At 68.6% G+C, this 26,907-nt stretch carries 29 protein-coding genes, 3 tRNA genes and 1 pseudogene; 15 read left to right on the forward strand and 18 right to left on the reverse strand.

Going from position 1 to position 26,907, the window contains the following annotated elements; genetic code table 11:
* Window position 1: 1 nt before the first annotated feature.
* From DEFCA_RS0106830 to DEFCA_RS0106875, 8 genes are all read right to left on the reverse strand, one after another.
* Entirely contained in the window at window positions 2-181 is a 180-nt protein-coding gene (locus tag DEFCA_RS0106830; protein WP_025322285.1) for a hypothetical protein, read from the reverse strand.
* Entirely contained in the window at window positions 171-908 is a 738-nt protein-coding gene (locus tag DEFCA_RS0106835) for a hypothetical protein (RefSeq protein WP_025322286.1), read from the reverse strand. The genes DEFCA_RS0106830 and DEFCA_RS0106835 overlap by 11 nt, the downstream gene beginning before the upstream one ends.
* A gap of 3 nt (window positions 909-911) precedes the next feature.
* Window positions 912-1,088 (reverse strand): hypothetical protein, encoded by a 177-nt coding sequence (locus DEFCA_RS22160; protein ID WP_169709485.1) that lies wholly within the window; start codon window positions 1,086-1,088, stop codon window positions 912-914.
* Window positions 1,089-1,390: 302 nt separating this feature from the next.
* A complete protein-coding gene (locus DEFCA_RS0106855) occupies window positions 1,391-1,582 on the reverse strand; it encodes a hypothetical protein (RefSeq protein ID WP_025322287.1) in 192 nt (63 codons plus the stop codon).
* Window positions 1,579-1,878 (reverse strand): hypothetical protein, encoded by a 300-nt coding sequence (locus DEFCA_RS0106860; RefSeq protein ID WP_025322288.1) that lies wholly within the window; start codon window positions 1,876-1,878, stop codon window positions 1,579-1,581. Before DEFCA_RS0106860 ends, DEFCA_RS0106855 begins: the two co-directional genes overlap by 4 nt.
* A gap of 3 nt (window positions 1,879-1,881) precedes the next feature.
* Window positions 1,882-2,637, reverse strand: a complete 756-nt coding sequence (locus tag DEFCA_RS23070) for a BRO-N domain-containing protein (protein WP_025322289.1) — start codon at window positions 2,635-2,637, stop codon at window positions 1,882-1,884.
* Window positions 2,634-3,116: a phage regulatory CII family protein gene (locus tag DEFCA_RS0106870; RefSeq protein WP_025322290.1), complete on the reverse strand. Its 483-nt coding sequence runs from the start codon at window positions 3,114-3,116 to the stop codon at window positions 2,634-2,636. Before DEFCA_RS0106870 ends, DEFCA_RS23070 begins: the two co-directional genes overlap by 4 nt.
* Before the next feature lie 111 nt (window positions 3,117-3,227).
* Window positions 3,228-3,461, reverse strand: a complete 234-nt coding sequence (locus DEFCA_RS0106875) for a helix-turn-helix transcriptional regulator (RefSeq protein ID WP_169709486.1) — start codon at window positions 3,459-3,461, stop codon at window positions 3,228-3,230.
* A gap of 224 nt (window positions 3,462-3,685) precedes the next feature.
* Here DEFCA_RS0106875 and DEFCA_RS22165 point away from each other — a divergent pair, with 224 nt between their 5' ends.
* The 4 genes and pseudogenes from DEFCA_RS22165 (at window position 3,686) to DEFCA_RS23075 (ending at window position 5,028) form a co-directional block, all read left to right on the forward strand.
* Complete coding sequence (locus tag DEFCA_RS22165; protein ID WP_169709487.1) at window positions 3,686-4,069, forward strand: hypothetical protein; 384 nt, start codon at window positions 3,686-3,688, stop codon at window positions 4,067-4,069.
* 30 nt (window positions 4,070-4,099) lie between these two features.
* Window positions 4,100-4,456, forward strand: a complete 357-nt coding sequence (locus DEFCA_RS22170; RefSeq protein ID WP_025322292.1) for a hypothetical protein — start codon at window positions 4,100-4,102, stop codon at window positions 4,454-4,456.
* Window positions 4,457-4,557: 101 nt separating this feature from the next.
* Window positions 4,558-4,731 (forward strand): annotated as a pseudogene (locus DEFCA_RS24685) (SH3 domain-containing protein); the annotation flags it as partial.
* Window positions 4,732-4,869: 138 nt separating this feature from the next.
* Entirely contained in the window at window positions 4,870-5,028 is a 159-nt protein-coding gene (locus tag DEFCA_RS23075; protein WP_245693445.1) for a superinfection immunity protein, read from the forward strand.
* Between the two features lie 538 nt (window positions 5,029-5,566).
* Here the strand turns inward: DEFCA_RS23075 and DEFCA_RS0106890 are convergent.
* The 4 genes from DEFCA_RS0106890 to DEFCA_RS0106905 form a co-directional block, all read right to left on the reverse strand.
* Window positions 5,567-5,643, reverse strand: a tRNA-Arg gene (locus tag DEFCA_RS0106890).
* 19 nt (window positions 5,644-5,662) lie between these two features.
* Entirely contained in the window at window positions 5,663-6,190 is a 528-nt protein-coding gene (locus DEFCA_RS0106895; protein WP_029733703.1) for a DUF2155 domain-containing protein, read from the reverse strand.
* Between the two features lie 35 nt (window positions 6,191-6,225).
* Window positions 6,226-6,317 (reverse strand) — tRNA-Ser (locus DEFCA_RS0106900).
* Between the two features lie 19 nt (window positions 6,318-6,336).
* Window positions 6,337-6,427: transfer RNA gene (locus DEFCA_RS0106905), tRNA-Ser, on the reverse strand.
* A 128-nt stretch (window positions 6,428-6,555) separates the two neighbouring features.
* Here DEFCA_RS0106905 and DEFCA_RS0106910 point away from each other — a divergent pair.
* From DEFCA_RS0106910 to DEFCA_RS0106930, 5 genes are all read left to right on the forward strand, one after another.
* The gene (locus tag DEFCA_RS0106910; RefSeq protein WP_025322295.1) at window positions 6,556-7,098 is read left to right on the forward strand and encodes a TlpA family protein disulfide reductase; all 543 of its coding nucleotides are present in this window, start codon (window positions 6,556-6,558) and stop codon (window positions 7,096-7,098) included.
* A 66-nt stretch (window positions 7,099-7,164) separates the two neighbouring features.
* Window positions 7,165-9,384, forward strand: a complete 2,220-nt coding sequence (locus DEFCA_RS0106915) for a serine protein kinase (protein WP_025322296.1) — start codon at window positions 7,165-7,167, stop codon at window positions 9,382-9,384.
* A gap of 13 nt (window positions 9,385-9,397) precedes the next feature.
* On the forward strand, window positions 9,398-10,465 hold the full coding sequence (locus tag DEFCA_RS0106920; protein WP_025322297.1) for a DUF444 family protein: 1,068 nt from the start codon (window positions 9,398-9,400) through the stop codon (window positions 10,463-10,465).
* Window positions 10,458-12,071: a SpoVR family protein gene (locus tag DEFCA_RS0106925; RefSeq protein WP_025322298.1), complete on the forward strand. Its 1,614-nt coding sequence runs from the start codon at window positions 10,458-10,460 to the stop codon at window positions 12,069-12,071. Before DEFCA_RS0106920 ends, DEFCA_RS0106925 begins: the two co-directional genes overlap by 8 nt.
* A 215-nt stretch (window positions 12,072-12,286) precedes the next feature.
* Window positions 12,287-14,779 carry a hypothetical protein gene (locus DEFCA_RS0106930; RefSeq protein WP_025322299.1) on the forward strand — a complete coding sequence of 831 codons (2,493 nt, stop codon included), beginning with the start codon at window positions 12,287-12,289 and terminating at the stop codon, window positions 14,777-14,779.
* 28 nt (window positions 14,780-14,807) lie between these two features.
* Here DEFCA_RS0106930 and DEFCA_RS0106935 read toward each other — a convergent pair whose 3' ends face one another.
* The 6 genes from DEFCA_RS0106935 to DEFCA_RS0106960 all read right to left on the reverse strand — a co-directional run bounded on the left by DEFCA_RS0106935 (window position 14,808) and on the right by DEFCA_RS0106960 (window position 20,812).
* Window positions 14,808-15,179 (reverse strand): PilZ domain-containing protein, encoded by a 372-nt coding sequence (locus DEFCA_RS0106935; protein WP_025322300.1) that lies wholly within the window; start codon window positions 15,177-15,179, stop codon window positions 14,808-14,810.
* A 166-nt stretch (window positions 15,180-15,345) separates the two neighbouring features.
* Complete coding sequence (gene mqnC / locus DEFCA_RS0106940) at window positions 15,346-16,395, reverse strand: cyclic dehypoxanthinyl futalosine synthase (protein ID WP_025322301.1); 1,050 nt, start codon at window positions 16,393-16,395, stop codon at window positions 15,346-15,348.
* Window positions 16,392-17,507, reverse strand: coding sequence for an aminofutalosine synthase MqnE (gene mqnE / locus DEFCA_RS0106945; protein ID WP_025322302.1), 1,116 nt, complete (start codon window positions 17,505-17,507; stop codon window positions 16,392-16,394). The genes mqnC and mqnE overlap by 4 nt, the downstream gene beginning before the upstream one ends.
* On the reverse strand, window positions 17,507-18,370 hold the full coding sequence (locus DEFCA_RS0106950; RefSeq protein WP_025322303.1) for a UbiA-like polyprenyltransferase: 864 nt from the start codon (window positions 18,368-18,370) through the stop codon (window positions 17,507-17,509). Before DEFCA_RS0106950 ends, mqnE begins: the two co-directional genes overlap by 1 nt.
* Window positions 18,371-18,878: 508 nt before the next feature.
* Window positions 18,879-19,343: a GNAT family N-acetyltransferase gene (locus tag DEFCA_RS0106955; RefSeq protein WP_245693446.1), complete on the reverse strand. Its 465-nt coding sequence runs from the start codon at window positions 19,341-19,343 to the stop codon at window positions 18,879-18,881.
* Between the two features lie 695 nt (window positions 19,344-20,038).
* Complete coding sequence (locus DEFCA_RS0106960; RefSeq protein WP_051463201.1) at window positions 20,039-20,812, reverse strand: YdcF family protein; 774 nt, start codon at window positions 20,810-20,812, stop codon at window positions 20,039-20,041.
* A 258-nt stretch (window positions 20,813-21,070) separates the two neighbouring features.
* Here DEFCA_RS0106960 and DEFCA_RS0106965 point away from each other — a divergent pair, with 258 nt between their 5' ends.
* From DEFCA_RS0106965 to DEFCA_RS0106990, 6 genes are all read left to right on the forward strand, one after another.
* Window positions 21,071-21,655, forward strand: a complete 585-nt coding sequence (locus DEFCA_RS0106965) for a PilZ domain-containing protein (RefSeq protein WP_025322306.1) — start codon at window positions 21,071-21,073, stop codon at window positions 21,653-21,655.
* Window positions 21,656-21,790: 135 nt separating this feature from the next.
* Window positions 21,791-23,011, forward strand: a complete 1,221-nt coding sequence (gene ilvA, locus DEFCA_RS0106970; protein WP_025322307.1) for a threonine ammonia-lyase — start codon at window positions 21,791-21,793, stop codon at window positions 23,009-23,011.
* A gap of 124 nt (window positions 23,012-23,135) precedes the next feature.
* Window positions 23,136-23,384 carry a ribbon-helix-helix protein, CopG family gene (locus DEFCA_RS0106975; RefSeq protein ID WP_025322308.1) on the forward strand — a complete coding sequence of 83 codons (249 nt, stop codon included), beginning with the start codon at window positions 23,136-23,138 and terminating at the stop codon, window positions 23,382-23,384.
* Complete coding sequence (locus DEFCA_RS0106980; protein WP_084318896.1) at window positions 23,381-23,782, forward strand: type II toxin-antitoxin system VapC family toxin; 402 nt, start codon at window positions 23,381-23,383, stop codon at window positions 23,780-23,782. Before DEFCA_RS0106975 ends, DEFCA_RS0106980 begins: the two co-directional genes overlap by 4 nt.
* A gap of 209 nt (window positions 23,783-23,991) precedes the next feature.
* Entirely contained in the window at window positions 23,992-25,878 is a 1,887-nt protein-coding gene (locus DEFCA_RS0106985) for a molybdopterin-dependent oxidoreductase (protein WP_169709488.1), read from the forward strand.
* Window positions 25,878-26,903, forward strand: coding sequence for a lysylphosphatidylglycerol synthase transmembrane domain-containing protein (locus DEFCA_RS0106990; protein WP_025322311.1), 1,026 nt, complete (start codon window positions 25,878-25,880; stop codon window positions 26,901-26,903). The genes DEFCA_RS0106985 and DEFCA_RS0106990 overlap by 1 nt, the downstream gene beginning before the upstream one ends.
* Window positions 26,904-26,907 lie beyond the last annotated feature (4 nt).

Below are 26,907 nucleotides of genomic sequence, written 5' to 3' on the forward strand. Positions count from 1 at the left end.
GTCAGTGCTCCTCCGGCCGATGCGAAAGGGCCGCACTCAGAAACCTGAGAACCTCCAGGTGCTGGTCCACATCGTCCGTTGCGGTCATCATCGCCCGAACCTGGCGCTGCCCCTCCTCCGTCTCCGCATAGGCCGCCGCCTTCTCCAGCACCCGGATCAGCTCATCCACATCAATCTGCATGGCCGTTCTCCAGATGATGGAGTATCTGCGGGAGCACCTCTTCCAGCACGTGGATCGCCTGGGCCTCTGGGGTGCGCCGCGCGAACTGCGCGACCTGGTGCAGAGCCATCATCACCCGCCGGTCGCGCTCGGTGTGGAACTCCAGCGTGAGCCGCCGGGTATCGTCGGGCTCCGGCTGCGTGTCGCCGCCCCCGGCACGCAGCCGATCCAGCTCGGCCTCCAGCTCCGCCACCCGCTGGGCCGAGGCCTGCGCCTCCTCGCGCAGCCCCTCCACCTCGGCCCGGAGCTCCTCCGCCTGCCGACGGGCCCCGTCCAGCTCGTGGCGCAGCGCCCGCACCAGCTCCGTCTCGTCCTGTGGGACGCCCATCATCCCGAACCGATCCAGCGTCCCGGCCCGCTTGTGCTTGCTGTAGCACTTGGGGCAAAGCCCGCTGCCCTGGTTCCGGGCCTGCTGGCCGCAGTCGCGGCACGTGACCGTCTTCCCTCGTCCGCCCATCGTCCTCTCCTCCTCCCGGATCTCCCGGGCCCGATCCCTCCGGGCGCTGCGCACCCGGAACCTCGTCCGGCGCCCCGGATCCGGCTCGGTGCGGCGGGGGCACTTGTGGCACGCGTCCGGCGCCATCACCTGGTGCTGCCGGCACGCGCTCGGGCTGATCAACGCCCGGTACCGCTGGCACTCGATCGCGTGCTCCCGCAGCCACGCCGCCAGATCCGCCGCCGGGTCCATGGCTCACGCCTCGCAGTCCTCGGTGCACGGCGGCGGCAGCCGGCAGGGCCCCGGGCAGCGGCCGTGCTCCAGCAGCAGCGGCACGGGGCAGTTGTCCTCGTCCACGGCCGGCGCCCGGTAGATCTCCCAGGCGATCCAGGCCACGATCACCGCGATGCCGAGCCAGCTTACGCTCCACATGCCTGCCTCCCGAGCTCCCGCTCCCACACCGCCACCACGCGGCGGTATGCGTCGCGCCACGTCTCCGCGGCCGGGTCGTACAAGGCCGTGGTCATGTGCCACGGCTCCCCAGGGGCCCACACGCCGAAAAAGACCCGGGCGGGAGGCGAAAGGAGGAAAACTCCTCCCGCCCGGGCTCGGCGGGGAGCCGCTCTCTCAGAACCCAAGGGCCACCCCCAGGCAGAGGAAGGCCAGGAAGTACAGGTAGAGGGCGGCGGCACCGAGCATGCCGCCCACGATCGCCAGCGCCCACTCCCGGCGCGTCATCGCCGGGTCTCCCGCCGGAGCCGGGGGCTCAGGTCCAGCCCGGCCCGGGCCGCCTTGTCCCGCAGCTGCTCCAGCAGCCGCTCGGCCGCGTCCTGCGGCACCCCTCCGCCTCGGCTCACGTGGTACTCCAGCACCCCGGCGGCCCACCCCAGGGCCCCCGCCATCTCCCGCGCCTGCTCGTGCCTCATCGCCCACCTCCCCCGGCCCTCTGCCGGACCTCGTCGATCGTGAGCACCCGGTTGTGGTCCCACCAGGCTTTGACCTCTTCGGGGTCGTAGAGCACCACCCCGTACTTCTTGCGGTACGGCGGCCCGATCCCCTCCATCCGCCACCGAGCCGCCGTGCTGGCCGATGGCAACAACCCCAGCTCCACGGCTTCTCGTGTGGTCAGAAGGCGCTTGCCCGCCACCCGAGCCCGCCGCTCCGCCGCCTCCACCGCCCGCTCGAACCGCTCCATCAACGCCTCGATCCGCTCCGGATCCATCCCCTACCCCTCCACCATGTGAAGCCCCTTGGGCCGAAGGCCCCGGTAGATCACCCGGCCGCCCACCGCCGACTTGACCCGGCCGAATCCGAGCGCGGTCATCGCCCGGCCGAACCTGGCCTGGCTCCAGGCCTCCTCCCCTGCCCAGGCCCGGTAGGCCGTGAACAGCTCGGTGGCCCCGCACACAGCGGCCGGGTCGCGCTCGCAGCACTCCTCCACGAACCGCGCCACCTCCGATGGCTCCGGCGCCAGGCCGTCGGGCTGGCCCAGAAGCTCCAGGCAGTCCACCCCGTGGAGCTCGCGCACCACCCGGTTGGCCCGCTGCACCGCCGCGGCCCCCTGCAGCCCCGCCGCCCGGGCAAGCGAAAGGGCCCCTCGGAACTCGCGCGCGAGCTCCGCAAGGGCCCCTTTCCGCCGCAGCCCGTCCACCTCGTACCGCCCCGTGCGCCGGATCGCCGGCAACACCTCCGACGTCACCCACTTACGGAACCGCCGCGCCGCCGGCTTGCGGGAGCGGAAGATCAGGGCGTACAGGCCGGACTCGTTGACGGCAGTGGCCACTTGCTGTCCCCCAAGGGGGTCGGTAATTCCGACCCCCTCTCGCTCGTCTTCGTCCAGCCTCGACACCGCATCCCTGTGATTTTTGATTCCAAGCGCGTCGCACACGTCCTTCGCCACGAACCACAGCTCGCAGGTTTCCCGGTCCACCACCGTGCGCACCGCCTGTTCGCCGTAGCTGAACGGAATCACCTGGCTCATCGCGCCCCTCCCCGCCGCCGTGAGGCGGCCCGCACCGTGGCCATGAGCCGCGCCAGCTCCGACTGGGCTTCCGAATACTCGCGCTCGATCTGGGCAAGCTCCCGGCGGTCCACCCGGCCGTCGTCCATCAGGGCCTCGCGCGTGACCCGGAGCACGTCCACGAACTCCTCCTGCGCGCGGATCGCCTCGGCCAGCACCGCCTCGTCGAGGCGCGCCTCGGCCTCGGGGAGCTCGCAGAACGTCACCCCGCACTCGTCCAAGAAGAACGCCAGGAACCGCCGGTCGCGCGTGGCCAGGTAGAGGGGTGCGATCAGGTCAGGGGGGAAGATCCGCTTGCCGCGGATGTAGTCGTAGAGCGTGCTGGGGGAGACATCGAGCAACGGCGCCACCTCGTCCACCCGGTAGCGCTTCTCAATGATGAAGGCCACGTACAGCAGGCTGGCGAAACCTTGCGTATTCTCCGATGGATACGTTCCCACGATGACCTCCTTCCGAATCCTGGGCCGCCGATTCGGCAGCCCACCTCCGCCTGTCGTGCTAGGCTGGTGGCACCCGGCGGGGCGCTGCCACGCCCCGCCGGCCCCGGGCCGCTACCCTCCCGCCTGCGCGGCCTGCGGGGGATCCTCGTCGGCCACGCCCAGCTCGGCCGGATCCACCCCGATCTCCCGGGCTATCCGGCGGAGCACCCTCCGGGCCGCCGGCCCGCGGCGCTCGCCCCGGATCGCCTTGGTCACGAGCGAGGGGTCCACCCCCTCCTCCCGCGCGATCCGAGACGCGGAGACCCCATGGATCATCATGTGCCCGTAGATTTCTGCTGGTTTCATGGTATAGTCCTTGATTGGGACGGTTTGACCACTACGAAGAATCGTATCCCAGTCCTACCGCGAGACAGCGTATACGATACTTCGTAGCGCGTCAAGGGGGAGGACTACGAAAATTCGGATTTTTGATGCCACGCCAAAAACGCCAAAAAATTCCGGGACTTAAAGGCAGGCTTGAACTCGTAGCGGCCGAAAAATTCGGGGGGTCCTTTGCGGAATTCGCTAGAATGGCCGGCGTGCGGTATACAACCCTGATGAGCCTGAAGGACTTGGAGCACGAACCATCATCTCTCGTGGCCCTGGGTATCGCACGAGCGGCTGGGCGGAGTGTTGCTTGGCTTCTTGGTAAGGAGGAGTGTGAACCAACACCGGCAGAGAGGCAGATCCTTTCCGTCGGCGAAGCTCCGCACCCGTATGGATATGAGCTCGACGAGAGAGAACGGCAGGTACTCAGGATCTATCGATCGCTCACGGAGGAGGGGCAGGAGCTCGCGCTGGACTTACTACAGTCTGTTGCCAAGCGCGAGCACAAGGACTCAGGCTCTGCAAGGGCGGTGGGGGGCGAGGGAGGCAGAGTAAGCGCACGATCGAGGACGCAATCGAGCGGCTAGGGTGGAGAGTATATTAGTAGGAGGGGCGAAATGTTGTGGCAACGATCTCTCCTGTTGGCTTCTGTCATTATCTTTGCCGCTGCTTTTCTCGGGGTTATACCGGCAAAAGCTGACCGCTTTGACGATGCGCTCCAGGCCGTGAAGGCAGAGCCAAAGGTAAAAGATGCAGCCTGGGCCAGTCGCAGCGAAAGCCTGCCTTCACTCATCGTGGGTGTGTGGGACGACGGTTCATCCCAAGTCGGTTATGCCCAGTATTTATGTCTCACGCTGGCGGATTACGGGATCTACGGCGGGGTGGTCCGTGTGCTCGATTACGGCGTCTTCCTGCGAGAGAACGGCAAGAGGAAGGTGCTCGGCAAGGCGTGGTGCCCTAAGAGTGATGAATGATTTCCTTAGGAGTAGGGCGAAAAAACATCCTGGGTAGCATCATCCTCTTCACTGCGCTCTCGTCACCAGTCTTGGCCCGCTCCATCGGCTACCCTGAGACGATGTACACCACCACGGCACTCCGGGTGAGGGAATACCCCTCGACGAGTGCACCTATCCTCGGCACTCTCCAGAGGGGCACGAGGGTCTATGTGGCTCTCGATGATGCGACTGTCACGAAAGGATTTACATGGGTCCCCGGGCGCACCTCCGACGGCCTAGAAGGTTGGGTAGCTGCCGACTACCTGGCTTACAGCAGGCCAGAGCCTTCATCCGAAACGCCGAAAACGGTCCCGAGCTCCTGGCGGCCTGCAAGTAGAGAAAAAACTCAAGACCCTCTCTGGGTTGGGCTCGCCGGAGCGGTGGCCTCCGTCGTGTTCTACCTGTTCCCGGCTGTCATTGCACGGGCGAGAGGCCACCACGATTTCCTGGCGATCTTCTTCCTCAACCTCTTGGCCGGCTGGACCGTGATCGGCTGGTTCATCGCCTTCATCTGGTCCCTCACCGCCGTGCGCAAGCCAACCCCAGCCTAATCCTAAGAGTTTGCCTAGACTGAACCTTGACGCCAAAAAGCCAGAACTCGCACCGAAACCCTAACTCACGGCGCGCCCCCAGTGATACGAACCGCAACCGCCCGAGATCACAGCCAATTCCATTTTTCCACGCCGTTTCAGACCCCACCCGTAGCCAAACACCGCGCTGCGCGTAACCGTACTGCGGAAGCCTCCAGGAGGACCCGTGATGCCTCGAGCCCCTGCCGTACGGAGGGTTACGGACCTTTGGAGGGTTGGTGTATTTATCTTCTACAGTGGCAGCTATATAGGGGTGAATTATGCGGTAAAGGTCTGAATCCTCCGGATCGTCCGTATGAAAGCGAAAAAGCCAGTGGTGAAGCTTGGTTGCAGGTACGGAGGATTTGATGTCTGGGAGCCAGGGGTACGGAGGAAAATCCTCTCAGCCCTGGCTCGTCCCCAGATGGGTGCGAGGTGCGAAATAGGCGGGTTGGGGATAAAGATGGGATAAAAAAGAGACAAGGGATTACGGCTCCAGGCCGTAACCCCTTGTTTTTACTGGTGCGCGCGAGAGGATTCGAACCCCTGACCTGCGGATCCGTAGTCCGCCGCTCTATCCAACTGAGCTACGCGCGCAAATTGCTTATACGGTTGTTTACTCCGCCTTCACGAAGTCCTTGAGCAGGATGGCGTAGCGCTCGTGCTCGAAGGCGTGGGCCTCGGGGTACATGCTGAACAGCCACCCGGAGAACACCTCCTGGCCGTTCTCCTTGATCACCAACCGGGCCGCCGGGTTCTCCGTGTCGTTGGACTTGGAGGTGATCACCCCGCCGCCCATGGTGAACGCCGGCAGGAACGTCTCCACGGTGATCTCGAGCCCGCCCACGGTGGCGGTCTGGCCGATTCCGATGGTGACGTCCTCGCTCTTGTTCTCCTTCTTGTCCGTGACCGTCAGGACCACGGCCTTCCACGCGGCCTTCACGTCGTCGGGCACCACCACCTGGCGCTTAACCGGCGCCGCCCCCATGGACCCGGTGCCCCCGGGCTGGGCCTCGTGGGACGCGGACGGCTCCACCTTCTGGGCCGGCGCCTCCGCCTTGGGGGCTGGCTCCTCGCTCTTGGAACAGGCGCCGAGAGCCAGGGCCCCGGCGAGTGCGACCGCCACTACGATCCGCGTCCTCATGACCAACTCCTCAGAAGCAGGAACGGAAGAGGGAGTGGCGGAGAGGGGGGGATTCGAACCCCCGGTACCCTTGTGGGGTACACACGATTTCCAGTCGTGCACCTTCGGCCAGCTCGGTCACCTCTCCGTTGTTCCCGGAAAAGCACTGGCGGAGAGGGAGGGATTCGAACCCTCGGTAGGGGGGAACCCTACACTGGTTTAGCAAACCAGCGCCTTCAGCCTCTCGGCCACCTCTCCGACCCGCGAAGACGCGCATTCTACTGACCCGGCCGGGCCCGGTCAAGCGGTTTGGCGCCAGGGGGTCCGCCCCCCCTTGCGGGGGCCCGGTGGCGTGGTATCCATGGAAGTACAAAGGAGAATCTCCGATGAGGCCTCGCCCTGGGATCTTCGTACGTCTGGGACTGTTGCCGTTCCTGGTGCTGGCCTTCGCCGGATCGGGCGGGGCCGGGGTGGGAACCGAGCGGATGCTGCGCGAGGGGGAGCCTGCGCCCCGGTTCCGGTTCGCGGAGATCCCCGGCGGCGAGGTCCGCGCCCTCGACGAGGTGGCCCCGGGCCGGCCGGTGCTGGTGGTGTTCCTCCAGACCGCATGCCGCTCATGTGTTCGGGAGATGTTGGCGATCAAGAAACTGAGGGCAGAGATCGGCCGGTTCGGGGTGGTGGGCGTGTTCGTGGACATGAAGGCCAGGGACTTCGAGGGGTACATCCGCGACTACGACCTGCCGTTCCGGTTCGCCTGGGACCCGGACCTCACCCTGGCCAACGCCTTCGGGGTCACGTTCACGCCGGCGAGCTTCCTGCTCAGGCCCGACGGCACCGTGGAGGCCGTGTACCGGGGGTTCACGGTGGGGCTGGAGGAGGCCATGGGCCGCGACATTCTCCGGTTGCTGCGGCGGACCGGGGGGCGCTGACTCGACGAACCAGTACGCGCTGCGGGTTTCGGGACCTCCCCGCCCGCGGCGAGACGGAGGAACGACATGTGGGAGAAGCTGCAGACCCTGCTGGACCGGGCCGGCACCCGGACACCCGACGAGGAGATCCTTTCGTTCCCCGAGTACCTCGATCTGGTGCGGCGGGAGCCCTGGGTCACCCGAAACACGTTCCAGATCCTCCACGACATGCTTCTGAGCTCGGGCGTGGAGTACCAGGTGATCCCGGGCAAGCCGATCCGGCACCGCTACGCGTTCTTCGAGGACGAGTCCCTGGTGGGCCCGTTCGCGGTGTTCGGCCAGCAGAAGGCCAAGGAAAACCTGGTGGAGAAGATCTCCAACGCGAGCCGGGGCCTGGAGGCCGCCAAGCGCCTGTGGATCCTGCTCGGCCCCCCGGGGGCGGCCAAGTCCCGGTCGATGGACGGGATCAAGACCGCCCTGAATGCCTACTCCCGCACCGACGACGGCAAGACCTACACGCTCCTTCTGCCCACCGTGGACGAGCGCCTCCGGGAGAAGGCCCTGTTCGAGGAGGACGGCATCTGGTACCTGCAGGCCCCGATCTACGAGCGGCCCCTCCAGGTGGTGCCCCCTACCCTGCGGCCCATGTTCCTCCGGGAGCTCAACAGCACCCTCGACCCCGAGGACATGGACGCCTTTTTCGAGAAGCACCCCCACTACGACGGGGTGTTCCGGGTGGAGATCGACGGGCTGGTGTCCCCGTACACCGACCACGTGCTGCGGGAGTTCATGCGGGCCAAGGGGCTCAGCTTCGGGGCCCTCCTGCCCTACCTGAAGGTGCGCCGCATGATCTACGACGCCCGCACCAAGACCGGCATCGGGTCCTACACCCCCCGGGACGAGAAGAGCCAGGAGGCCGGATCGCTGGTGGGCAACATCGACTACAGCCTGCTGCCCCGGTTCGGCAGCGAGTCCCACCCGCTGGTCCACGACTACAAGGGGGAGCTGTGCGTGGGCGCCAACGGGTTCGTGGAGATCCACGAGATCCTGAAGCTGTCCGACCGGTTCCTGTACGAGCTGCTGTTCGCCACCCAGGACCGGTTCTTCAAGCCCGAGGGTCAGCCCCCGATCCCGTTCAACGGGGTGATCATCGGCCACACGAACTTTCACGAGTACAACATGTTCCTGGCCAACGAGGCGTTCGAGGCCCTGCGGTCCCGGACCACCTTCATCGAGATGCCGCTGTCGGTGCACTTCAAGGACGAGGAGCGGATCTACGCCTACACCTACTCCAACGAGCGCCGGGGGTGGTCCCCGGAGAAGAAGTTCGTGGCCCACACGGCGCCCCACAGCCTGGAGTTCCTGAGCCTGGTGGCCGTGATGACCCGGCTGTACGAGTCGAAGCAGAACCCGAACCTCACCCTGCTGCAGAAGGCCCTGATCTACGCGGGCCGGGCCGACAGCGGGGTGGACAACAACATGGCCCGGACGATCCTGGAGGAGTTCGAGTACGTGCGGCCGTCCGAGGGCACGTTCGGGCTCGACCCCCGGTTCATCCAGAACGTGTTCGAGCGCACCGAGCACTTCCAGATCAACGAGTACCAGGCGAACCTGCGGCGGCTCCGGGAGGAGGAGGGAGAGCCGGCCCTGCTCACCTCCATCGCCCTCCGGAACCCCTGCGTGACCCCCCTGGACCTGTACCTGCGCATGGAGAACTCGATCAAGGAGACCTTCGCGTCCAACAAGACCCGGCTGCGCCACTACGTGGAGAAGGTGCTGCCCCAGGCCAAGCGGTGGATTTTCGCCCAGATCGCCAGCGACGTGTACACCGCCGTGCTCCGGGACGAGACCGTGGTGGAGACCACCTGGAAGCGCTATACGGATCACGTGCGTGCCTACGTTCACAACACCACCGTGAAGCACGAGGTGACCCAGGCCGACGTGCAGCCCGACGAGAAGTTCATGCAGGCCATCGAGCAGTACCTGGGCATCCCGGACAAGGAGGTGTTCCGCAAGGAACTCTCCGACGCGATCGCCAGCGTCGGCTACCAGGTGCTGCTGTCCGACGAGCCCTCGTACCAGAGCGCCATTCGGCGGTACGTGTTCGAGAACGAGTTCAAGGCCACCGAGAACGTGAAGCTGCTGGGCTGGATCAAGAGCGGGTCGAGCGCGGCCGGGGTCCACTCGAAGGAGCAGGAGGAGCTGGACGCCACGGTGCGCTACCTGATGGACCGGCTGGGGTACTGCGGCAAGTGCGCGTACCAGGCCCTCACGATCACGGCGAACGCTTCGAGCATTGCGGAGTGACCCGAGGCTGCCCATGGCCGAAGACGTCATCGAGTCCAACGAGTCCGAGGGCCTGTTCAACGACTTCATCGAGAACCAGCTCGAGGACCTGGTGGAGCACATCGTCAACGAGGGCGACCTGGACCGCCTGGGGGACGCGGGGTCGGACATCGTGATCGAGATGGACGACATCGTGCCCCCGACCTTCGTGTACGACGACGAGGGCGCGGGCGCCGGCGGCCGTGGCACCGGGCCGGGTCGCGAGAAGGATCGGTTGCGATTCAGCCTTCCCTACGAGCGGTTCATGGAGCTGGTGGCCCGGAAGCTGGGCCTGCCGAACCTCACGAAGACCGGCCAGGGCCGGATCAAGGAGCTGTCGTACACCTTCCGGACCTTCGGGCCGGTGGGCGTGATCCTGGACAAGCGCCGCACGTTCCGCCGGGCCCTGCGCTCCAGCATCGGGCTCGGGCTCTACGACCCGGCCGCGGGAAAGTTCGAGGTTCAGTTCCGCCGCCGCGACCGGCGCTACCGGGTGCCCCAGCGGGTGGAGCGGCCGCGGTTCAAGGCCGTGGTGTTCTACATGGGCGACATCTCCTACTCGACCTGGGGCGAGCGGCTCGAGATGGAGAAGCGGCTGGTGGGGTTCATCCACCACTGGCTCGACTTCAACTACGGCACGGGCAACGTGGACCACCGGTTCTTCGTCCACGACGTGGAGGCCTACGAGGTGGACCCCGACGCGTTCTACCGGGTGGGCACCGCCGGGGGCACCCGCGCCGCGCCGGTGTTCGAGCTGGTGGGCCAGGTGGCGGTGAACGAGTACGACGTGGGCTCCACCAACTTCTATGCCTTCTACTTCGGCGACGGCGAGCTGTTCGAGGACGACGCCTCCCACATCGTGGCCGTGCTGGACGAGACCCTGAAGCCGCTGTTCAACCGGGTGGGCCTGGTGGAGGTGAAGCCCAGCCGGTTCAGCTACCTGAACCGCGAGGTGGAGAAAGCCTTCCCGGCCGACCCGGTGATCCGGCTGGCCCAGATCAAGGACAAGAAACAGACCGTGGCCACGATCCAGACTTTGTTCGGGGAGACCCCCCGTGCGTAGCGTGCGCACCGACCCCCTGCTGTCCCGCCTGGTGGACCGGGTGATGGAGATCGCCCGGGGCCTGGGCCGCACCGTGCCGGAGATCCGGTTCTTCCTGCTGGACGGGCTGGAGTTCGCCGCCCTGCTCGAGAAGAACGTGTACCCCGCGAGCCCCCTGAACCTGTGGGAGGGCAAGCGGATGGCCCACCGCCGCCACCGGATCGAGACCGGCGAGGAGACCACCCTGTACTACGAGGTGGTCCAGACGGGCGACCCGGCCTACGCCTACCTGAACAGCGCCAACTCCCCGGTGATCCAGGCCTCGGTCATGGCGCACGTGGTGGGCCACTGCGAGTTCTCGCTTCTGAACGTGCTCCGGGACGCCCAGCCCGACCGCACCGAGCGGGTCCTGCACCTGGTGCGCAAGGTGGAGTTGGCCCGGCAGCAGATGGGTCAGAAGGACTACGTGGAGTTTTGGAACGCGTGCGAGTCGGCCACCAGCCTGGCCGCCCCCCGTTCCCAGTACAACCTGGACCGCACGGTGGAAACCGAGTCCCACCCCTCCCCCGGCGTGGCGGGCGGTGAGCCCCCCCCGGGGCCGAGGCCGATCCTGCCGGTGTTCGACACGCTCACCGAGCTCCTTCACCCGGCCGAGGAGCCTCCGTTCGAACGCGAGATCCGGGTGCGCCGCCGTCAGCAGGCCCTGGGCCGGCGGGGGTACGTGCTGCGGGCCCCCTGCCAGGACGTGTTGGGGTTCCTGCGGCTCTACGCCCCGTTGAGCCCGGCCGAGCGCCGGGTGCTGGACTATCTGTACGAGACCCGCGCCCCCCAGGAGTTCGTGATGCGCACCCAGATCATGAACGAGGGGTGGGCCATGTACTGGGAAAAGAAGATCATGCTCGAGCTGTTCCGCGAGCGGATGATCCCCGGGGTCATCGAGTACGCCCGGGTGTTCTCTGGGGTGTGCGCGCCGCGGCCCTACTTCCAACGAAACCCCTACCACGTGGGCTACAACCTGTGGTGCCGGATCGAGGAGGACCTCCGGCACGGCCGGCTCACCCTGGAGTACCATGAGGAGACGGACCTGGAGAGGAGAGAGGCGTGGGACCGCCCCTCGCCCGTCGACCCGATCGAGGCCATGGGCCGGATCGTCCGAACCACCACCGATGCCGAGTTCCTGCGGCGGTACCTGACCAAGGAGGCGGTGGAGGCCCTGCACCTCAACCGCATCCCCCGACCCCTGGCCGAGCGGATGGGCATCCGGCCGGCCGACGCCCACCGGGCCGACGACCGATGGGTGTGGCTCGACCCCGAGGCCGTGCGGCAGGAGATGCTCCGGTTCTACGTGCACTTCTACCGGCCGCGGATCTACGTGGTGGACACCGAGTTCCGGGACGGAGGGCTGCTCCTCTACCACCGGGACGACGGCCGCACCCTGCGCCAGGACTGGATCCGGCCGACCCTTCGGAACCTGAACCGGATCTGGAAGGGCCCGGTGGCCCTGGTGACCCGGTCGTCCCTCCACGCCTACGCGGGTGGGCGGTACGTGCAGGAGGAGGTGGAACCGGTGGAGTTCGACGAGGTGCGGGAGCGGATGCTGAGGGGACAGAAGGCGCTGGCCGCGTAGACGCGCGAAGGGGAAGCCTCGTCAGGCCCTTGCGGGGCCGTCTAGAGACTAGAAACTAGACCTTGCTTCCCGGACTGTGAGGTGGAGGCAAAGAGGCGTGGTACTGCCTAGAAAACGTGGTAATCCGGGAGGTTTTCAGGCCTTCTGGCCTCCCAGCCTTCCAGCCTTCTAGCGGGCCGAAGGCCCAGACCGCCGACCGTCGTCACGAGGTGGCCATGCACCACGAAGAGTTCCGACGTCTGTTGGGCCGGCTCCGCAAGCGCAGCCTGCGGTTCTCGGAGTTCGTGGACTACCTGATGGAGAAGCCGGAGGAGGCCCTGCGCACCAGCTCCACGCTGGTGTGGGAGGCCATCGAGCACTTCGGGTTCGAGATCGTGGTCCGCAGCGGCGAGCCCACCCTGAGCTACGCCATCTTCAAGGACCCGTTCTCGGGGGGCACCAACGCGGTGTTCGGCCAGGAATTCTGCATCAAGCAGGTGGTGGACGTGATCGAGGCCATGGGCAAGGAGTCCGGGCCCAACCGGGGCATCGTGCTGGTGGGGCCGCCCGCCTCGGGCAAGACCAACATCGTGGACCTGATCAGCCTGGCCCTGGAGGAGTACACCAAGGAGCACCACACCTCGATCTTCACTTTTTTCTTTCGGTTCGAGGGCCGCAACGGTAGGGTAGTGGAGGTGCGGCCCCAGTTCCTCCACAACCCGGTGCTGCTGTTCCCCACGAGCATCCAAGAGGACTCCACGATCCGCCATCCCCGCCAGGAGCTGTTCGAGCTGATCAACGCCCGCCGGGGCAAGCACGAGAAGATCCTGGTGCCCACCTACTTCCAGCACGCCAACCTGGACAAACGCAGCCTCGACATCCTGGAGTCGCTGCTCGTGCACCCCCGAAACATCGGCAAGACCCTGTTCGACGTGATCGAGGAGTACGTGCGGGTGGAGGAGGTGGAGTTCTCCAACGCCCAGGCCAAGGGCATCGCCAACATCGACGACATGCGCGAGCTGCGGATCACCGTGCATCCCCTGGAGCTTGGGGAGGACGACCGGGCCGTGCTGGCCGAGCATCTGCCCGGCACCCGGCTGCGGGAGTACCAGGGCGCCCTGGTGGCGGCCAACCGGGGGCTCCTGCATATCCACGACGCGTTCGGGGGCATCGGCCCGGACGGGCCGTCCGAGCGGGACTACAAGCCCCTTCTCATGCTGCTGGGGAGCGGCCGGGCCTCGGTGGAGGCCACCCAAACCGCGGTGGACACCACGGTGGTGCTGACCACCAATCTGGAGGAGATGGCCCAGCTCGAGCGGCAGCTCACGTCCTCCAAGCTGCTCGACCGGATCGAGAAGATCCCGGTCAACTACCTCCTGGACGCCCAGTCCGAGATGGAGATCCTCCGGCGCGACCTGGCCAACATGCGCCAGAAGTTCGACGTGGACCCGAACCTGCTCCGCGTGGCCGCGTACTTCGCCGTGCTCACCCGTCTTCTGCCGCCCCGAAAGCCCCCGGCCGACTGGGACGACGATCGCAAACGCCTGTTCTGCTCCATCACCCCCGAGCAGAAGATGTTCATCTACGCCTGCCGCTCCGAGGACCCGGTGTCCACCATCCGCAAGCTGCCCCATTGGCACCCGTTTCGGAGCGAGATGATCAAGCGCAACATCAACATCCACGACACCGAGGCCCTGTCGCGGCTGATCGCCCGGGACGAGGGGCGGGTCAGCCTGGAGCAGAGCGGGGTGTTCACGGCCGAGGAGCTCAAGGGGATCGACGACGCGTTCATGCGGGCCCTGATCCAGGAGCACTACCCCAACGAGGGTCGCCACGGGATCTCGGTGCGCCAGCTGCAGAACATCATGCGCGACACCATCGCCCACTCGGACGGCCTGCGGGTGCACGTGGGCACCTTTTTCGCCCAGCTCCGCCGCATCTTCACCGGCGGCGCGGACCTACACCACTGGCTGGCCATCGACCCCGCCTACCACAAGGGGCGTAAGCCCCTGCCGCCCCGCACGGTGGGGTTCGTGAGCTTCGGGGAGGGAGAGGGAGACTACGGGGACTTCGAGGGGCTGGCGAGGGTGACCCAGGCCCTGTACTGGTCGATCATCCGGCACGAGATCACGGTGGCCACGGTGAACCGGGACCCCGACGAGATCGCCTTGGACCTGCGCCGCTACCTCCAGCACGCGCTCCTGGCCAAGGCCCATGCCAACCGGGCCTTCGCCCACGTGATGGTGCCCCGGTACACCTACGTGGACCCGCACACCGGCGAGAAGGTGGACCGGCCCGACGAGTCGTTCCTGGAGGCGATCGAGGAGATCCTGGCACCCGGGCGCAGCGGCATCGCCCTGCGAAACGAGATCGCCCAGCGGTTCCTGGACCTGCAGGCCTCGGGCGAGTTGGTGCTCGAGCCGGGCAAGCCGGTGATCGCCTCACGCGCGGACAATGTGCTTGCGGTGTTCGCGGCGGAGTACGAGCGGCTGCTGGGCCACCGCCGGGCCGCCGGGGAGGTGGACGCCGACCGTCTGACCGAGGCGTTTTTCAAGAAGAAGCGCGAACCCGAGGCCTATGCCGGGTTGGCCCCCCGGATCACCGAGTTCGCCGAGAACGTGCTTCGGAACATGTCGAGGAGGTTCGGCTACTCGAAGCAGGGCGCGCTCGACACCGTGCTGTATGCCGTGCGCAAAGGGGTGGTGGACTTCCGGGAGATCATCACCTAGTCCGGCGGAGTCGTCCGGACCGGGCCGGTCAGTTCTGGGTGGACTCGAGGAAGTCCTCGATGATCTGGGCTCCCTGGGGGCCCAGGTTCAGGAAGTAGATGGCCAGGCGATACTCGGCCACGCCGGGCGTCTCGGCCTCGGGCTCCACCCGAACCACCACGCCGTCGCACTCCACCGTGCGGTGATCGCCGTGATCGAAGGGGAGGTCCAGGGCCACCCGCAGCTTGGAGAACGGCTTCACGTGCCGGGGCACCTTGCAGTACAGGCCGCGGGTCGAGATGTTGATGGACTCGGCCCTCACCCCCTCACCGTCCCCGCCCACGCGCAGCGGAAAGCTGGCCTCGTAACGGGGGTCCCTGCGCCGCTCGTTGGTCTCGCCCGGACCTTTCGCCTCTGCCATCACCGCTCCTCCCGAACCTCCACGCCATCCCGTTCCCGTGTCGTCACGACGGCCAGGGGCGAACCCGTCCCCGGCACCGCCTATTGCTTCCGATAATAGGGCAAGCCCCTCGAAAACACAACGGCACGGCGACTCGGCGCCGCGTCCTCCACCGCCAGACGAGGGATCACCGGGAAAACACCTTCAGAATCTCGTAGGTGGTCGTCCGCTGGGCCGGCACGAACCCCGCGTCGCGGACCAGGGTGACCAGCCGGTCCCGGTCGAGCCGGAACCGAACCCCGGTGGCGGCCACCACGTTCTCTTCGAGCATGGTGCCCCCCATGTCGTTGGCCCCGAACCGCAGGGCCACCTGGGCGATCTTGTCGCCCTGGGTGACCCACGAGGCCTGGAGGTTGGGCACGTTGTCCAGCACGATCCGGGCCAAGGCCAACACCCGCAGGTACCGCACCGCCCCGGTCTTGCGGATGCCCTCGGCCCGGCCCAGCTCGGTGCGGTCGGGCTGGAACGTCCAGGGGATGAACGCGGTGAACCCACCGGTGCGGTCCTGTAGGTCCCGGATCCGCAGCAGGTGGTCCACCAGGTCCTCGTCGGTCTCGGTGGCGCCGAACATCAACGTGGCCGTGGTGGGCATGCCCTGGCGATGAGCCTCCTCCATCACCTCCATCCACCGGCGCCACCCGATCTTGTTGGGGCTGATCTCCCGCCGGACCCGGTCCACCAGCACCTCGGCGCCCCCGCCGGGCACCGAGTCGAGCCCCGCGGCTCGCAGGCGTTTCAAGGTTTCGGCCACCGTGTGGCCGGAGATCCGGGCCAGGTGGGTGATCTCGGCCGGTGAGAGGCTGTGGTTCTGCACCTGGGGGAACCGGGCCTTGATCTTCCGGAACAGGTCCTCGAACCACTCCAGGGGCAGGTCCGGGTGGAGCCCGCCTTGCATCAGCACCTGGGTGCCCCCGCACGCCACGAGCTCCTCGATCTTCGCAAGCACCTGGTCGTGGGTCAGCACGTACCCGTCGGGGTCCTCGGGCCTGCGGTAGAAGGCGCAGAACCGGCACTGGCAGATGCAGACGTTCGTGAAGTTGATGTTCCGGTCCACCACGAACGTGACGAGCCCGTGCGGGTGCAGCCGCCGGCGCACCCCGTCGGCCCGCCGGCCCAGCTCCAGGAGCGGCGCTTCCCGCAGGAGATCCAGGGCCTCGGAGCGGTCCACCCGGCTCACGCCGCTCCCTCCGCCACCCACCACCGGGCCCCGTCGCGCGCCACGGGTCGGTACAGGGTGTCGCGCTCCACCGGCACCCGGCCGGCCTCCTCGATCAGGGCCACCAGCTCGTCCCGGGTCAGGGCGCCCCGACTCGTGGCGCCGGCCTCGTGGGCGATCTTCTCCTCCACCACGGTCCCGTCCAGGTCGTTCACCCCGAAGTGCAGGCTCACCTGGGCCACCTTCTCGCCCAGCATGACCCAATAGGCCTTGATGTGCCGGAAGTTGTCCAGATAGAGCCGGGCCGTGGCCAGGGTGCGCAGGTCGTCGAACCCGGCGGTGCCCCGGCCCTGCCCCAGATCGGAGTGGAGCGGCTGGAACGCGAGCGGGATGAACGCCTGGAACCCGCCGGTGCGTTCCTGGAGGTCCCGGAGCATCCTCAGGTGCTCCACCCGGTCCTCGGGCCGCTCCACGTGGCCGTAAAGCATGGTGGCGTTGCTTCGGAGGCCCAGGCCGTGGGCGATCTCCATGATCTCGAGCCACCGGGCCCCCGGGATCTTCTCGGGGCAGATCCGGCTTCGCACCGGCTCGGGCAGGAGCTCCGCCCCGCCCCCGGGCAGGCTGCCCAGGCCCGCGTCCCGCAGCTCGCGGAGCACCCGCTCGGCCGATCCCCCGCCCATCCGGGCGAGGTGGTCGATCTCCACCGCGGTGAACCCCTTGATGTGGAGCCGGGGAAACCGCTCGTGGATCTCGGCCACCAGGTCCCGGTACCACCCGAACGGAAGGTCCGGGTGGAGCCCCCCCACGATGTGGAGCTCGGTGGCCCCGGCCCGGTCGGCCTCGGCCGCCCGGGCCAGCACCTCGTCGCGGCCCAAGGTGTAGGCGCCCTCTTGGCCGGGGCTCCGGCTGAACGCGCAGAACCGGCACCGGTTCACGCACACGTTGGTGGGGTTGATGTGGCGATTCACGTTGAAGAACACCCGGTCCCCATTCCGCCGGCGGTTCGTCCGGTCGGCCAGCTCGCCCAGGCCGATGAGATCGTCCGCGGTCAGGAGCGCCAGGGCGTCCGCCTCGTCCAGGCGGTCGCCGGCCTCCAGCTTGGCCGCGATCTCCGGCAGCGTCCGGGAGGCCATCACAGCACCACGTCCAGGAAGGTGGCCAGGAACACCACCACGCTCACCACCCCGTTCATGGTGAAGAACGCCACGTCCAGCCGGCTGAGGTCGTAGGGGGTGACCAGGGCGTGCTCGTACAGGAGCAGCCCGCCCGCCACGGCGAGCCCGGCCACGTACCACCATCCCAGCCCGAACAGGGGGATCTGAAGCACCAGAAGGGCCATCATGGTCAGGTGGAGCCGGGCCGCCCACCGCAGAGCCCGCCCCCGGCCCCAGCGCTGGGGGATGCTATGGAGCCCCTCGGTCCGGTCGAAATCCAGGTCCTGCAGGGCGTAGAGCACGTCGAACCCGGCGGTCCACAGCAGCACGGCCAGCCCCAGGGGTGCGATGCGCCAGCTCCACGATCCGGTCACGGCGATCCACGCCCCGAGCGGCGCGGCCGCCAAGGCCAGGCCCAGGAGGTAGTGGCACAGCCAGGTGAACCGCTTCGTGTACGGGTACAGGAAGATGACCGCCAGAGCCAGGGGTGAGAGCTTCAGGCACAGGGGGTTCAGGAACCAGGCCGCCGCCTCCAGCAGCAACACGCCCCCGACCACCAGGGCCCACGCCTCCCCCCGGCCCACGGTGCCGGCCGGGATGTGGCGGCCGGCGGTGCGGGGGTTCCGGGCGTCGATGTCCGCATCGGCCAGCCGGTTCCATGCCATGGCCGCGGTGCGCGCCCCCACCATGGCCGCGACGATCCCCAGCACGGTGCCGGCCGACGGCACCCCCCGGGCCGCCAGCACCATGCCGGTCAAGGCGAACGGCAACGCGAACAGGGTGTGGCTGAACTTGATCATCTCGAGCAGGTCCGAGACCCGCCTGAGCGCATGGGTCGTCATGGAATGTGCTTCCCAGTAATTTCGGTCGACGGTCTACGGTCAACGGTCGTCGGTCGTCGGTCTGGGGCCTTCGGCCCGCTGGGCGGCTAGGCGGCTCTCGAACCGCGCCAAAGCCCGGGGGGCATGGGGGCTGCTGGAGAGCTGCGCGCGGCTCCTTGGCTCGCCGCGCAGCGCCTCCAACGCTCGCACCGCGAAATCGTTCGTGCCCCGCCGAACGGTCATGAAGCCACCGCCTGTGCCCCGTGCCTGCGCGGCGAATCTCAATGCCCGGCTTCGCGCGCGGCCGGAAGCAGGCCCCATGCCCCGCCGCCGGCAATGGCCCCGGACCAACGTACGTTACCCTTCTCCGTTGCCCGCCCCCCCAGGGTCGAAGGGGGCTTCCCTGTAATTTCGGTCGACGGTCTACGGTCAACGGTCGCCGGCCTGGGGCCTTCGGCCCGCTGGGCGGCTGGGCGGGCGGCTCTCGAACCGTCTGCAAGCCCTCGGAGGGCCTGGGGGAGCTTCCGGCTCACCCGATCCGTTTCTCCATCTCCACGTGGGGGATGCCCGCCTCTTCGAACACCGGGCCCCGGGCCCGGTAGCCCAGCTTTTCGTAAAACCCCTGGGCCGACACCTGGGCGTGGAGCCGCACCCGGGCCATGCTGCGACGGCCGGCCTCCGCCTCCAACGCCTCGAGGATCCCCCGCCCCACGCCCCGGCCGCGCCAGCCCGGCAACACCGCCATTCGGCCGATTCGGCCGTCGGGCAGCAGTCTTCCGGTCCCCACCGGCTCGCCGCCGGGCCCCACGGCCAACGCGTGGACGCAGGTCGGATCCAGCCCGTCCACCTCGATGGACATGGAGACCCCCTGCTCCTCCACGAACACGCGGGTGCGGATCCCCAGGCACGCCTCGCCCGCCTCGGCCCACCCCACGATCCGGACCCGTACCCCGCCCTCGCGCCGCCCTTCCATGTAACTTCGGTCGTTGGTCATCAGTCGTTGGTCGTCGGTCTGGGGCCTGCGGCCCGCTGGGCGGCTGGGCTGCTAGGCCGCTAGGCGGCCGGGCCGCTTCCCCGAACCGCCGCCAAACCCTCGATGGGGCATGGGGTCTGCGAATCAGGGGGCAGAAGACAGATTTCAGTGGACAGGTTGTGACCGCACGCCGTTGGACGCCGGATCAAGCCTGTCGTTCCTTCCCTGTCTCCTGTCCGCTGAATTCCGGTTCCTGAAACCCATGCCCCGCCGCCGCCAATGGGCCCCGGACCAACGAACGTTACCCTTCCCGTTGTGCGGCCCCGAAGGGCTTGAGGGGCTTCCATGCAACTTCGGTCGTTGGTCGTCGGTCGAGAGCTCATCTCGACATTGGAACCAAGCCCCTTGCCCGACCCGGAGGAGCTCGGTCTGAACGCAATTTGGTACTAATACCAACGGAACTATTGTCAGATCCCCGGCGTTCACAAGGGAACCAGCGGGTGGGGGGCTGGTGGAGAGCCGGGCGCGGCCCCTTACGTCGCCGCGCCCTCACCAAGCCTGAATCACCTCGGAAGTTCCGGAACTTCCGCCACCGGCGCCCCGGCCTACCGGGCTGACAACGGCATGCGAAGGCGCGGCGAAAACGGTGCCGCACTCGCGCCCGGCCGGAGCCAGCCCCCCACCCGCGTCCGGCAATACCTTCGTAGGCCTTGGTATCAGATCCTGCCCGTGACCCAGTACACCGCGTATCCCACGTACTCGTGGATGGCCTCCCGGGCCAACGCCAGCGTCGACACCTGCGGCACCCACCGCCGCCATCCCCGGCCCGGCGGGGTCACCCGGTAGTCCACCGGAAACGGGATCGGATCCGCCCCCGCCTTGCGGAAACACCCCACCGCGCGGGGCATGTCCATGGCCGTGGTCACCAGAAAGAACCGGCGGATCCCCCTCTTCCGGAGCAACGGCACGGTGTAGGCCGCGTCCTCCGCCGTGGTGCGGCTGCGCGGTTGGAGCCAGATCGCGTCGTCCGGCACTCCCATCTGTCGGGCCACGACGGCCATGAGCTCGGCCTCGCTGGCGTCCGGCAGGTCGGGGTCCCCGCTTCCGCCCGAGAACACGATCACCCGCACCCGACCCTCGCGCCACAGCCGGATCCCTTCGAGCACGCGCTCGGCCCGATGGTACAGTTCCACCCGGTCGGCGGTGGAGTGCTGCAGATCGACGGCGCCCCCCAGCACCACGGCGGCCTCCGCCCGGGTCCGAGCGGCGGGGCGCGGGTAGGCCCGCTCCAGGGGCGCCACGAGCCTCTCCGCGACCGGGCCGGATCCCAGCGCCCCGAGCCCGGCTCCCGCCAGGAACACCAGGGTCCGGCTCAGCCGCGGCCGGCGGCGGAACACCGCCCAGGCCACGAGCAGCACCCCCAACCCCGCGGTCAACGGGTCGAGCAGCAGGGACAGCGTCTTGGCCAGAGAAAACCCCATCGCATCCATCGGGGTGGTTCCGAGTCCACGAGCAGGCCGCCGAGAGGGCCGGCTGCGGTGCATTCTGCCACAGGCGCCCGCCGGGTTGCACCCCGGCCTTTGGTTTCAGACCCCACCGGCCGATACGAATCCCAACGAAAGCGCTGTCAGACCCGTGCCCCTTTGCCCCCTGGCCCCTGAACCGCAGGCCCGCACCATGGCAATACGTTGCCCGTGGGAAGGGTCCGGCAAAGAGAAGCGAACTCCCTTACGCCCGGAGGAACGAACGTGCTCAGACGCGCCGCCCTGGTCGTGCTGGTCGTGGGAATCGGAGTGGCTGCCTGGTACAAGGCGACCCAGCTGCAGGACCCGGCGCCCACCGCCACCCGGTACTTTGCCGCTTTGTTCTTCCTGGGTGTCGCGGGAATCGCCCTGCTGCTGGCGGGGATGGCCCGGGAACGCACCCGAAAGCGCCGGGGGTTCGACCTGGAGCGCCACCTGGCCGGGAACCGCCGTGAGACGTTCCGGATCCCTTACCCCGAAGGGGAGCGGCCCCGCCTCGGCCTGCTTACGGGGGAGCAGGCGGCGGCAGAGCCCCGGTGGTTCGAGGTGCTGGACGCCTCGGAGGAGGGCCTGCGGTTCCGCTCGGACGGGGGGTTCACCCCCGGCCAGGCCGTGGAGGCGCGGGTGGAGTTCCCCACCGGCCGGTGGGCCCGGGTGAAAGGGGAGGTGGTGCGGGTGGACGGCGACCAGGTGGGCCTGCGGCTCACCCGGCCGATCCCGGCGGGAATCATCGTGGAGGAGACCCGCCGGCTCCGCGATCACCTCCGGCCGGCCGCCCGGCCGCCGACCGAGCGTCCAGCCGGGTCCTGAACCTCATCCCCCATGGGCCCGCCAGCCGGCCCCCGGCCCCCAATCCCCTGCCCCTGGCAACCCTCCGGAAGGTTCTAGTATGCTCCCCTCCCCGCGTCGTTCGCCGTGGTCCACAAGGGGGGAGGAGCAACGTGAATGCCTGACCGGAACCGAATCCACGAAGCCATGGACGTGGTGGGGCGGCGGTTCCCGCCCACGCCCCTCATCCGCTCCGAACAGCTCAGCCGCCAGACCGGGGCCGAGGTGTTCCTCAAGCTCGAGAACCTTCAGCGCACCGGCTCGTTCAAGGTGCGGGGGGCGGTCTACAAGCTCTGGCGGATCCGGAACGAGGTGGGGCCCCGGGGCGTGGTGGCGGCATCGGCCGGGAACCACGCGCAAGGGGTGGCTCTGGCCGCCTCCGACCTGGGAATCCCCGCCACCGTGATCATGCCGGAGGGATCGTCCATCTCCAAGCAGGTGGCCACCCGCGACTACGGGGCCCGGGTCCTCCTCCACGGGAAGACCGTGGCCGAGGCGCTGGACCGGGCGCGGGAGCTGGAGCAGGAGGGCTACACATTCCTCCACCCCTTCGACGACGACGACGTGATTGCGGGTCAGGCCACCGTGGGTCTGGAACTCACAGAGCAGCTCGAGCGGTTCGACGAGGTGTGGGTGCCGGTGGGCGGGGGCGGGCTCGCGGCCGGGGTGGCCCTGGCCCTGGCGAAGCGCCGGCCGACCGCGCGGGTGGTGGGAATCCAGACCCGGGCCTGCCCCTCTGCCCTCGAGGCCCTGCGCCAAGGGCACCCCGTGGAGGTGGAAACCGAGCGCACCCTGGCGGACGGGATCCGCGTCCCCCGCATCGGAGAGCGGCCCTTCCGGGTGCTGCGCCAGGTCATGGAGGAGGTGCTCCTGGTGGAGGAGAGCCGCATCGCCATGGCGGTGGTGGCCCTTCTCGAGCGTAAGAAACTCCTCGCCGAGGGGGCCGGGGCCGTGCCGGTGGCCGCCCTGCTCGAGGCCCCGGCCGACCGGGTACGGAACCGGAGGATCGTGCTGGTGGTGAGCGGGGGGAACCTGGACCTCAACGTGCTCGATCGCATCCTGGAGCAGGGCCTCATGCGCACGGGCCGGATCCTCCGGTTCCGGGTAATCCTCGACGACGCGCCGGGCGCGCTCCACGGTCTGCTCTCCATCGTGTCGAAGGAGGAGGGCAACATCCTCCACATTTTCCACGACCGCCTCAGCGTGGACCTCCCCCTGGGCCGCACCCGGGTCGAGGTGGAGGTGGAGACCCGGGGCTTCGACCACATCGGCCGGCTGACCGCTGCCCTGCTGCAGGGCGGGTACCGGATCGAGGCGAGCCCGGTCTCGGCTCTTTGAAAAGGCCCGTCTCACCGAATCCCATCGACGCCCCCACTTTTCCCCCACGCGATACCGACCGAGCCTCGATTGACATTACAGCATAAGGTGCTTACACTCAGTCGCCGAGGAGGGAGGGACGACGATGGTCCGGACACAGATCCAACTCACGGAAACCCAGAACCGACGGTTGAGGGAACTGGCCCGACGCGAGGGAATCTCCCTGGCAGAGGCCATCCGGCGGTGCGTCCAGCGTGCGCTCGCAGAAAAGACGGAGGACCGGGCCGCACTCTACGCCCGGGCCGCCGAGTTGGTGGGGAGCCTTGAGCGCCCCGAAGGCCCGCAGGATCTCGCGGAGAACCACGACCGGTATCTGGAGGAGGCGTTCGAGTGACACCGGTGTTCATCGACACGTCCGCGATCCTCGCGCTCCTCAACCGCACCGACAGGGTCCACGAAACCGCCAAGAGGATCTTCGAGGGGCTGGCGGCTCGGCGGGCGGTCCTGCTCACGACCTCGTACGTCCTGGTGGAGACCTACGCGCTTCTCGGCCGTCGTTTCGGTCCCAAAGCCGCCCGTGAGTTCCGCGAGAAGTTCGTCCCCCTCCTCGATGTCACGTGGGTGGATGAGGATCTTCACGAACGCGCCCTGGACGAGTGGCTGAGGCGCGACTCCCGCCAACTCAGCCTGGTCGACGTCGTCTCTTTCTTGGTCATGCGAAAAAAGGGAATCTCCGAGGCGTTCGGGTTCGACCGGCACTTCGACGCCGAGGGTTTTTCCCTCCTTTCCTGAACCCCACCGGGCTTCCGACCTCTGCCATCCACATCCCCGCCCTCGGTCGGAGCCGGTGGCGGCGACGACGACGCTGGGGTATGCTCGCTGGACACGCGAGGGAGCATCTCGGCTCTTGTGTCATCCGGTCGTCGGCATGCCGCCGTGGGCCCCGGACCGACGACCGTGGACCATCGGCCCCGAAGTCCCAAAGGTATGCATTGGCCGTCGTGACCACCTGTACCCTGGACTGCCCCGACCGGTGTTCGATCGTGTGCCGGGTCGAGGCCGGGGGGATACGGCTCCGGGGGAACCCGGATCACCCGTACACCCGGGGATTCACCTGTGCCAAGATCCGGCGGTACCCGGGTCGGCTGGCCAGCCCCCACCGGATCCGTGAACCGTGGATCCGGTCGGGCGAGGGATTCCGGCCGGCCTCGTGGGAGGAAGCGCTGGATCTGGTGTGCGGGGAGCTGGAGCGGGTGCGCCGGGACGATCCCCGCGGCATCCTGTGGGTGCGGGGCGCCGGTTCCATGGGGGTGTCGAAGGGGGCCCTGGACTACCTGATGACGGCCCTGGGCGCCCGGGGCACCCGGGGGGCCTTGTGCGACGGCGCGGGCATCGCCGCGGTGGAGGCCGACGCCGGCCGGCTCGACATGAACGACCCCCTCCAAATCGACCGGGCTGAGGCGATCGTGCTGTGGGGCAAGAACCCCAAGGCCAGCTCGGTGCACACGGCCGCCCAGGTGAATCGGGCCCGGAGCCGCGGCGTGCCGGTGGTGGCGGTCACGCCGGACCCCTCGCCCGTGCAGGGACTGGCCGACCGGGTCGTCCGGGTCCGCCCCGGCACCGACCGGTTCCTGGCCCTGGGGTGCTGCCGGCTGCTCCTGGACTCGGGAGCCCGGCTCCGCCCCGCGGACCGGGCAGCCAACCCAGAGGCGTTCGAGGCGCTGGTGCGGTCCCGCACCGCAGAGGAATGGCTCGGGGCCTGCGACGTGGCCCGGGCCGACGCCGAGGCGTTGGCCGCCCTGTACGCCCGAACCCGCCGCACCGCCACGATCGTGGGGTGGGGGGTGCAACGCCATCCTTACGGCGCGGAGAACGTCCGGGCCATCCACGCGTTGGCGTTCGTGGCCGGCACCCTCGGGGTGGAAGGCGGGGGGGTGTACTTCAACATCCCCTCCTCCCGCCATCTGAACCGACCCAGGCCGTCCACGCCGGCCGCTCCCTCCCCTCCCCTCCTGCTTCCCGCTCTGGCCCGGGAGCTGCCCCGGGCCCGGCCGCCGGTTCGGTTCGCGTGGGTGGCGGGGTCCAACCTGCTCAACCAGGCGCCCGACGCCAAGGCCCTGGCCGAAGCGTTCCTCCGGGTCGAGACCCGGGTGGTCGTGGACGCCTTCTGGACCGAGACGGCCCGGCACGCAACCGTGGTGCTGCCGCCGGCCCTGTGGCTGGAGGAGGAGGATCTGGTGGGGTCGTACTGGGCCAACGTGGTGGGCGCCGTGCGCCAGGTGGTGGACCCTCCCGAGGGGTGCCGGGGAGACTTCGAGATCGTGGCCGAGGTGGCCCGGCGGCTCGGGGTGGAGTTCCCGTTCCCCGACCGGGACGCATGGCTCTCGGCCTGCCTGCCCGTCCAGGGCCCGGACTTGGAGGCTCTCCGGCGCCGAGGTTGGGCCGTCGTTCCCTGGCCCGAGGTGGCGTGGTCGGAGGGGTTCGCCCACCCGGACGGCCGGTTCCGTTTCCTGGAGGCGGTCCACGACGAGCCCTCCGGCCCCCTCCCCTTCCGGTTCCTGACCCTGATCCGACCCGCGGCCCTCCACTCCCAGATGCTGCCCGAGGAGCAGCCGCGCCCGCTGGAGGTGCGCCTGGCCCCGGCCACGGCCGAGGGCCTGGGCCTGGCCGCCGGTGATCCGGTGCGGATCGCCGGCACCGTGGGGGAGCTGGAGGCGGTGGTGCGGATCGACCCCCTGCTCCACCCCGGCTGCGTGGCCGTGCCCCGGGGCGGATGGGTGAGCCTGGGCCTGGGGGTCAACGAGGCCGTGCCGGTGTTGGTGACCGATCTTGGGGAGACCGCGGCCTACTACGGGGCCACCGTCCGGCTGGAACCCGGAGGGGGCTGATGGTCCGGCGGGCAGCCGCCTCGCTGCTGGTGCTGGGGATCCTCCTCTGGGTGGTTCTGTTCTTCCTCGGGGACCTCGAGCGGGTCGGCCTCCACCTCTCCTCCCTCCGGCCCCTGCCGCTTGCGCTGGCAGTGGGGGCCACCGTGCTCAGCTACCTCTGCGGGGGGTTCAGCCTGGCCGCCCTGCTCCAGGCCCTCGGGATCCGGCTTCCCTTGGGTCGGACTCTTCGGGTCGCGTTTTTCGCCACCGCCCTCAACTACCTCGTCTCGTTCGGGGGGATCGGGGGGGTGGGGCTGCGGCTCGCCCTGTTCCACCGGGAGGGCCTTCACCCCTCGGACAACGCGCTGGTCTCTTTGCTCCACACGGCCCTGATGAACGCGGTGCTTCTGATGTTCGTGGCCGTGGGTTTTGGGGTCCCCGTGGCCACGGGCGAGCTTCCGTGGCGCCGGGCCGTGTCCCACCTTGCCCTGGTGGGGTTCAGCCTGGCCGCCCTGTCCGTACTGGTGGGAGCGTTCCTGAACCCCTCCCTGCGGCGTCGCGTTCTGGGGCTGGGTTTCCGGGCCTACCGTTGGATCGGCCGACGGCTGCGGATCCCTCCCCTTTCCGATCGGATGCAGGAGGAGACCCTCCGCCGCTTCGACCGGACCGCCCGGTGGGTCCGCGCCCACCCCGGGGGCGTCCTGGGGGCGTTCGTGTGGGTGGCCGGGGAGTGGGGGGCCGCGCTCGGGTGCTTGGCGTTCAGCTTCTGCGCGGTGGGCCGGCCGGTGGCGGCCTCGCCGCTGCTGGCCGGGTACGCCATCGGCATCTTCGCGGGAGCGGCCGCGTTCACCCCCGGCGGGATCGGGTTCGTGGAGGGCGGGATGACGGCGGTGTTCGTGTCGATGGGCGTCCCCCTGGAGACCGCCCTGGCCGCGGTCCTGGTCTACCGGTTCGTCTACTACGTGCTCCCCTTGGCCCTGGCCCTTGCGTGGCTCGGCCCGGCCACCGTGCGTCGCCTGGCCCGGGTGGCCCGGGGCCATACCTGAGGTC

This window comes from Deferrisoma camini S3R1, from assembly GCF_000526155.1.
Lineage (GTDB): Bacteria > Desulfobacterota > Deferrisomatia > Deferrisomatales > Deferrisomataceae > Deferrisoma > Deferrisoma camini.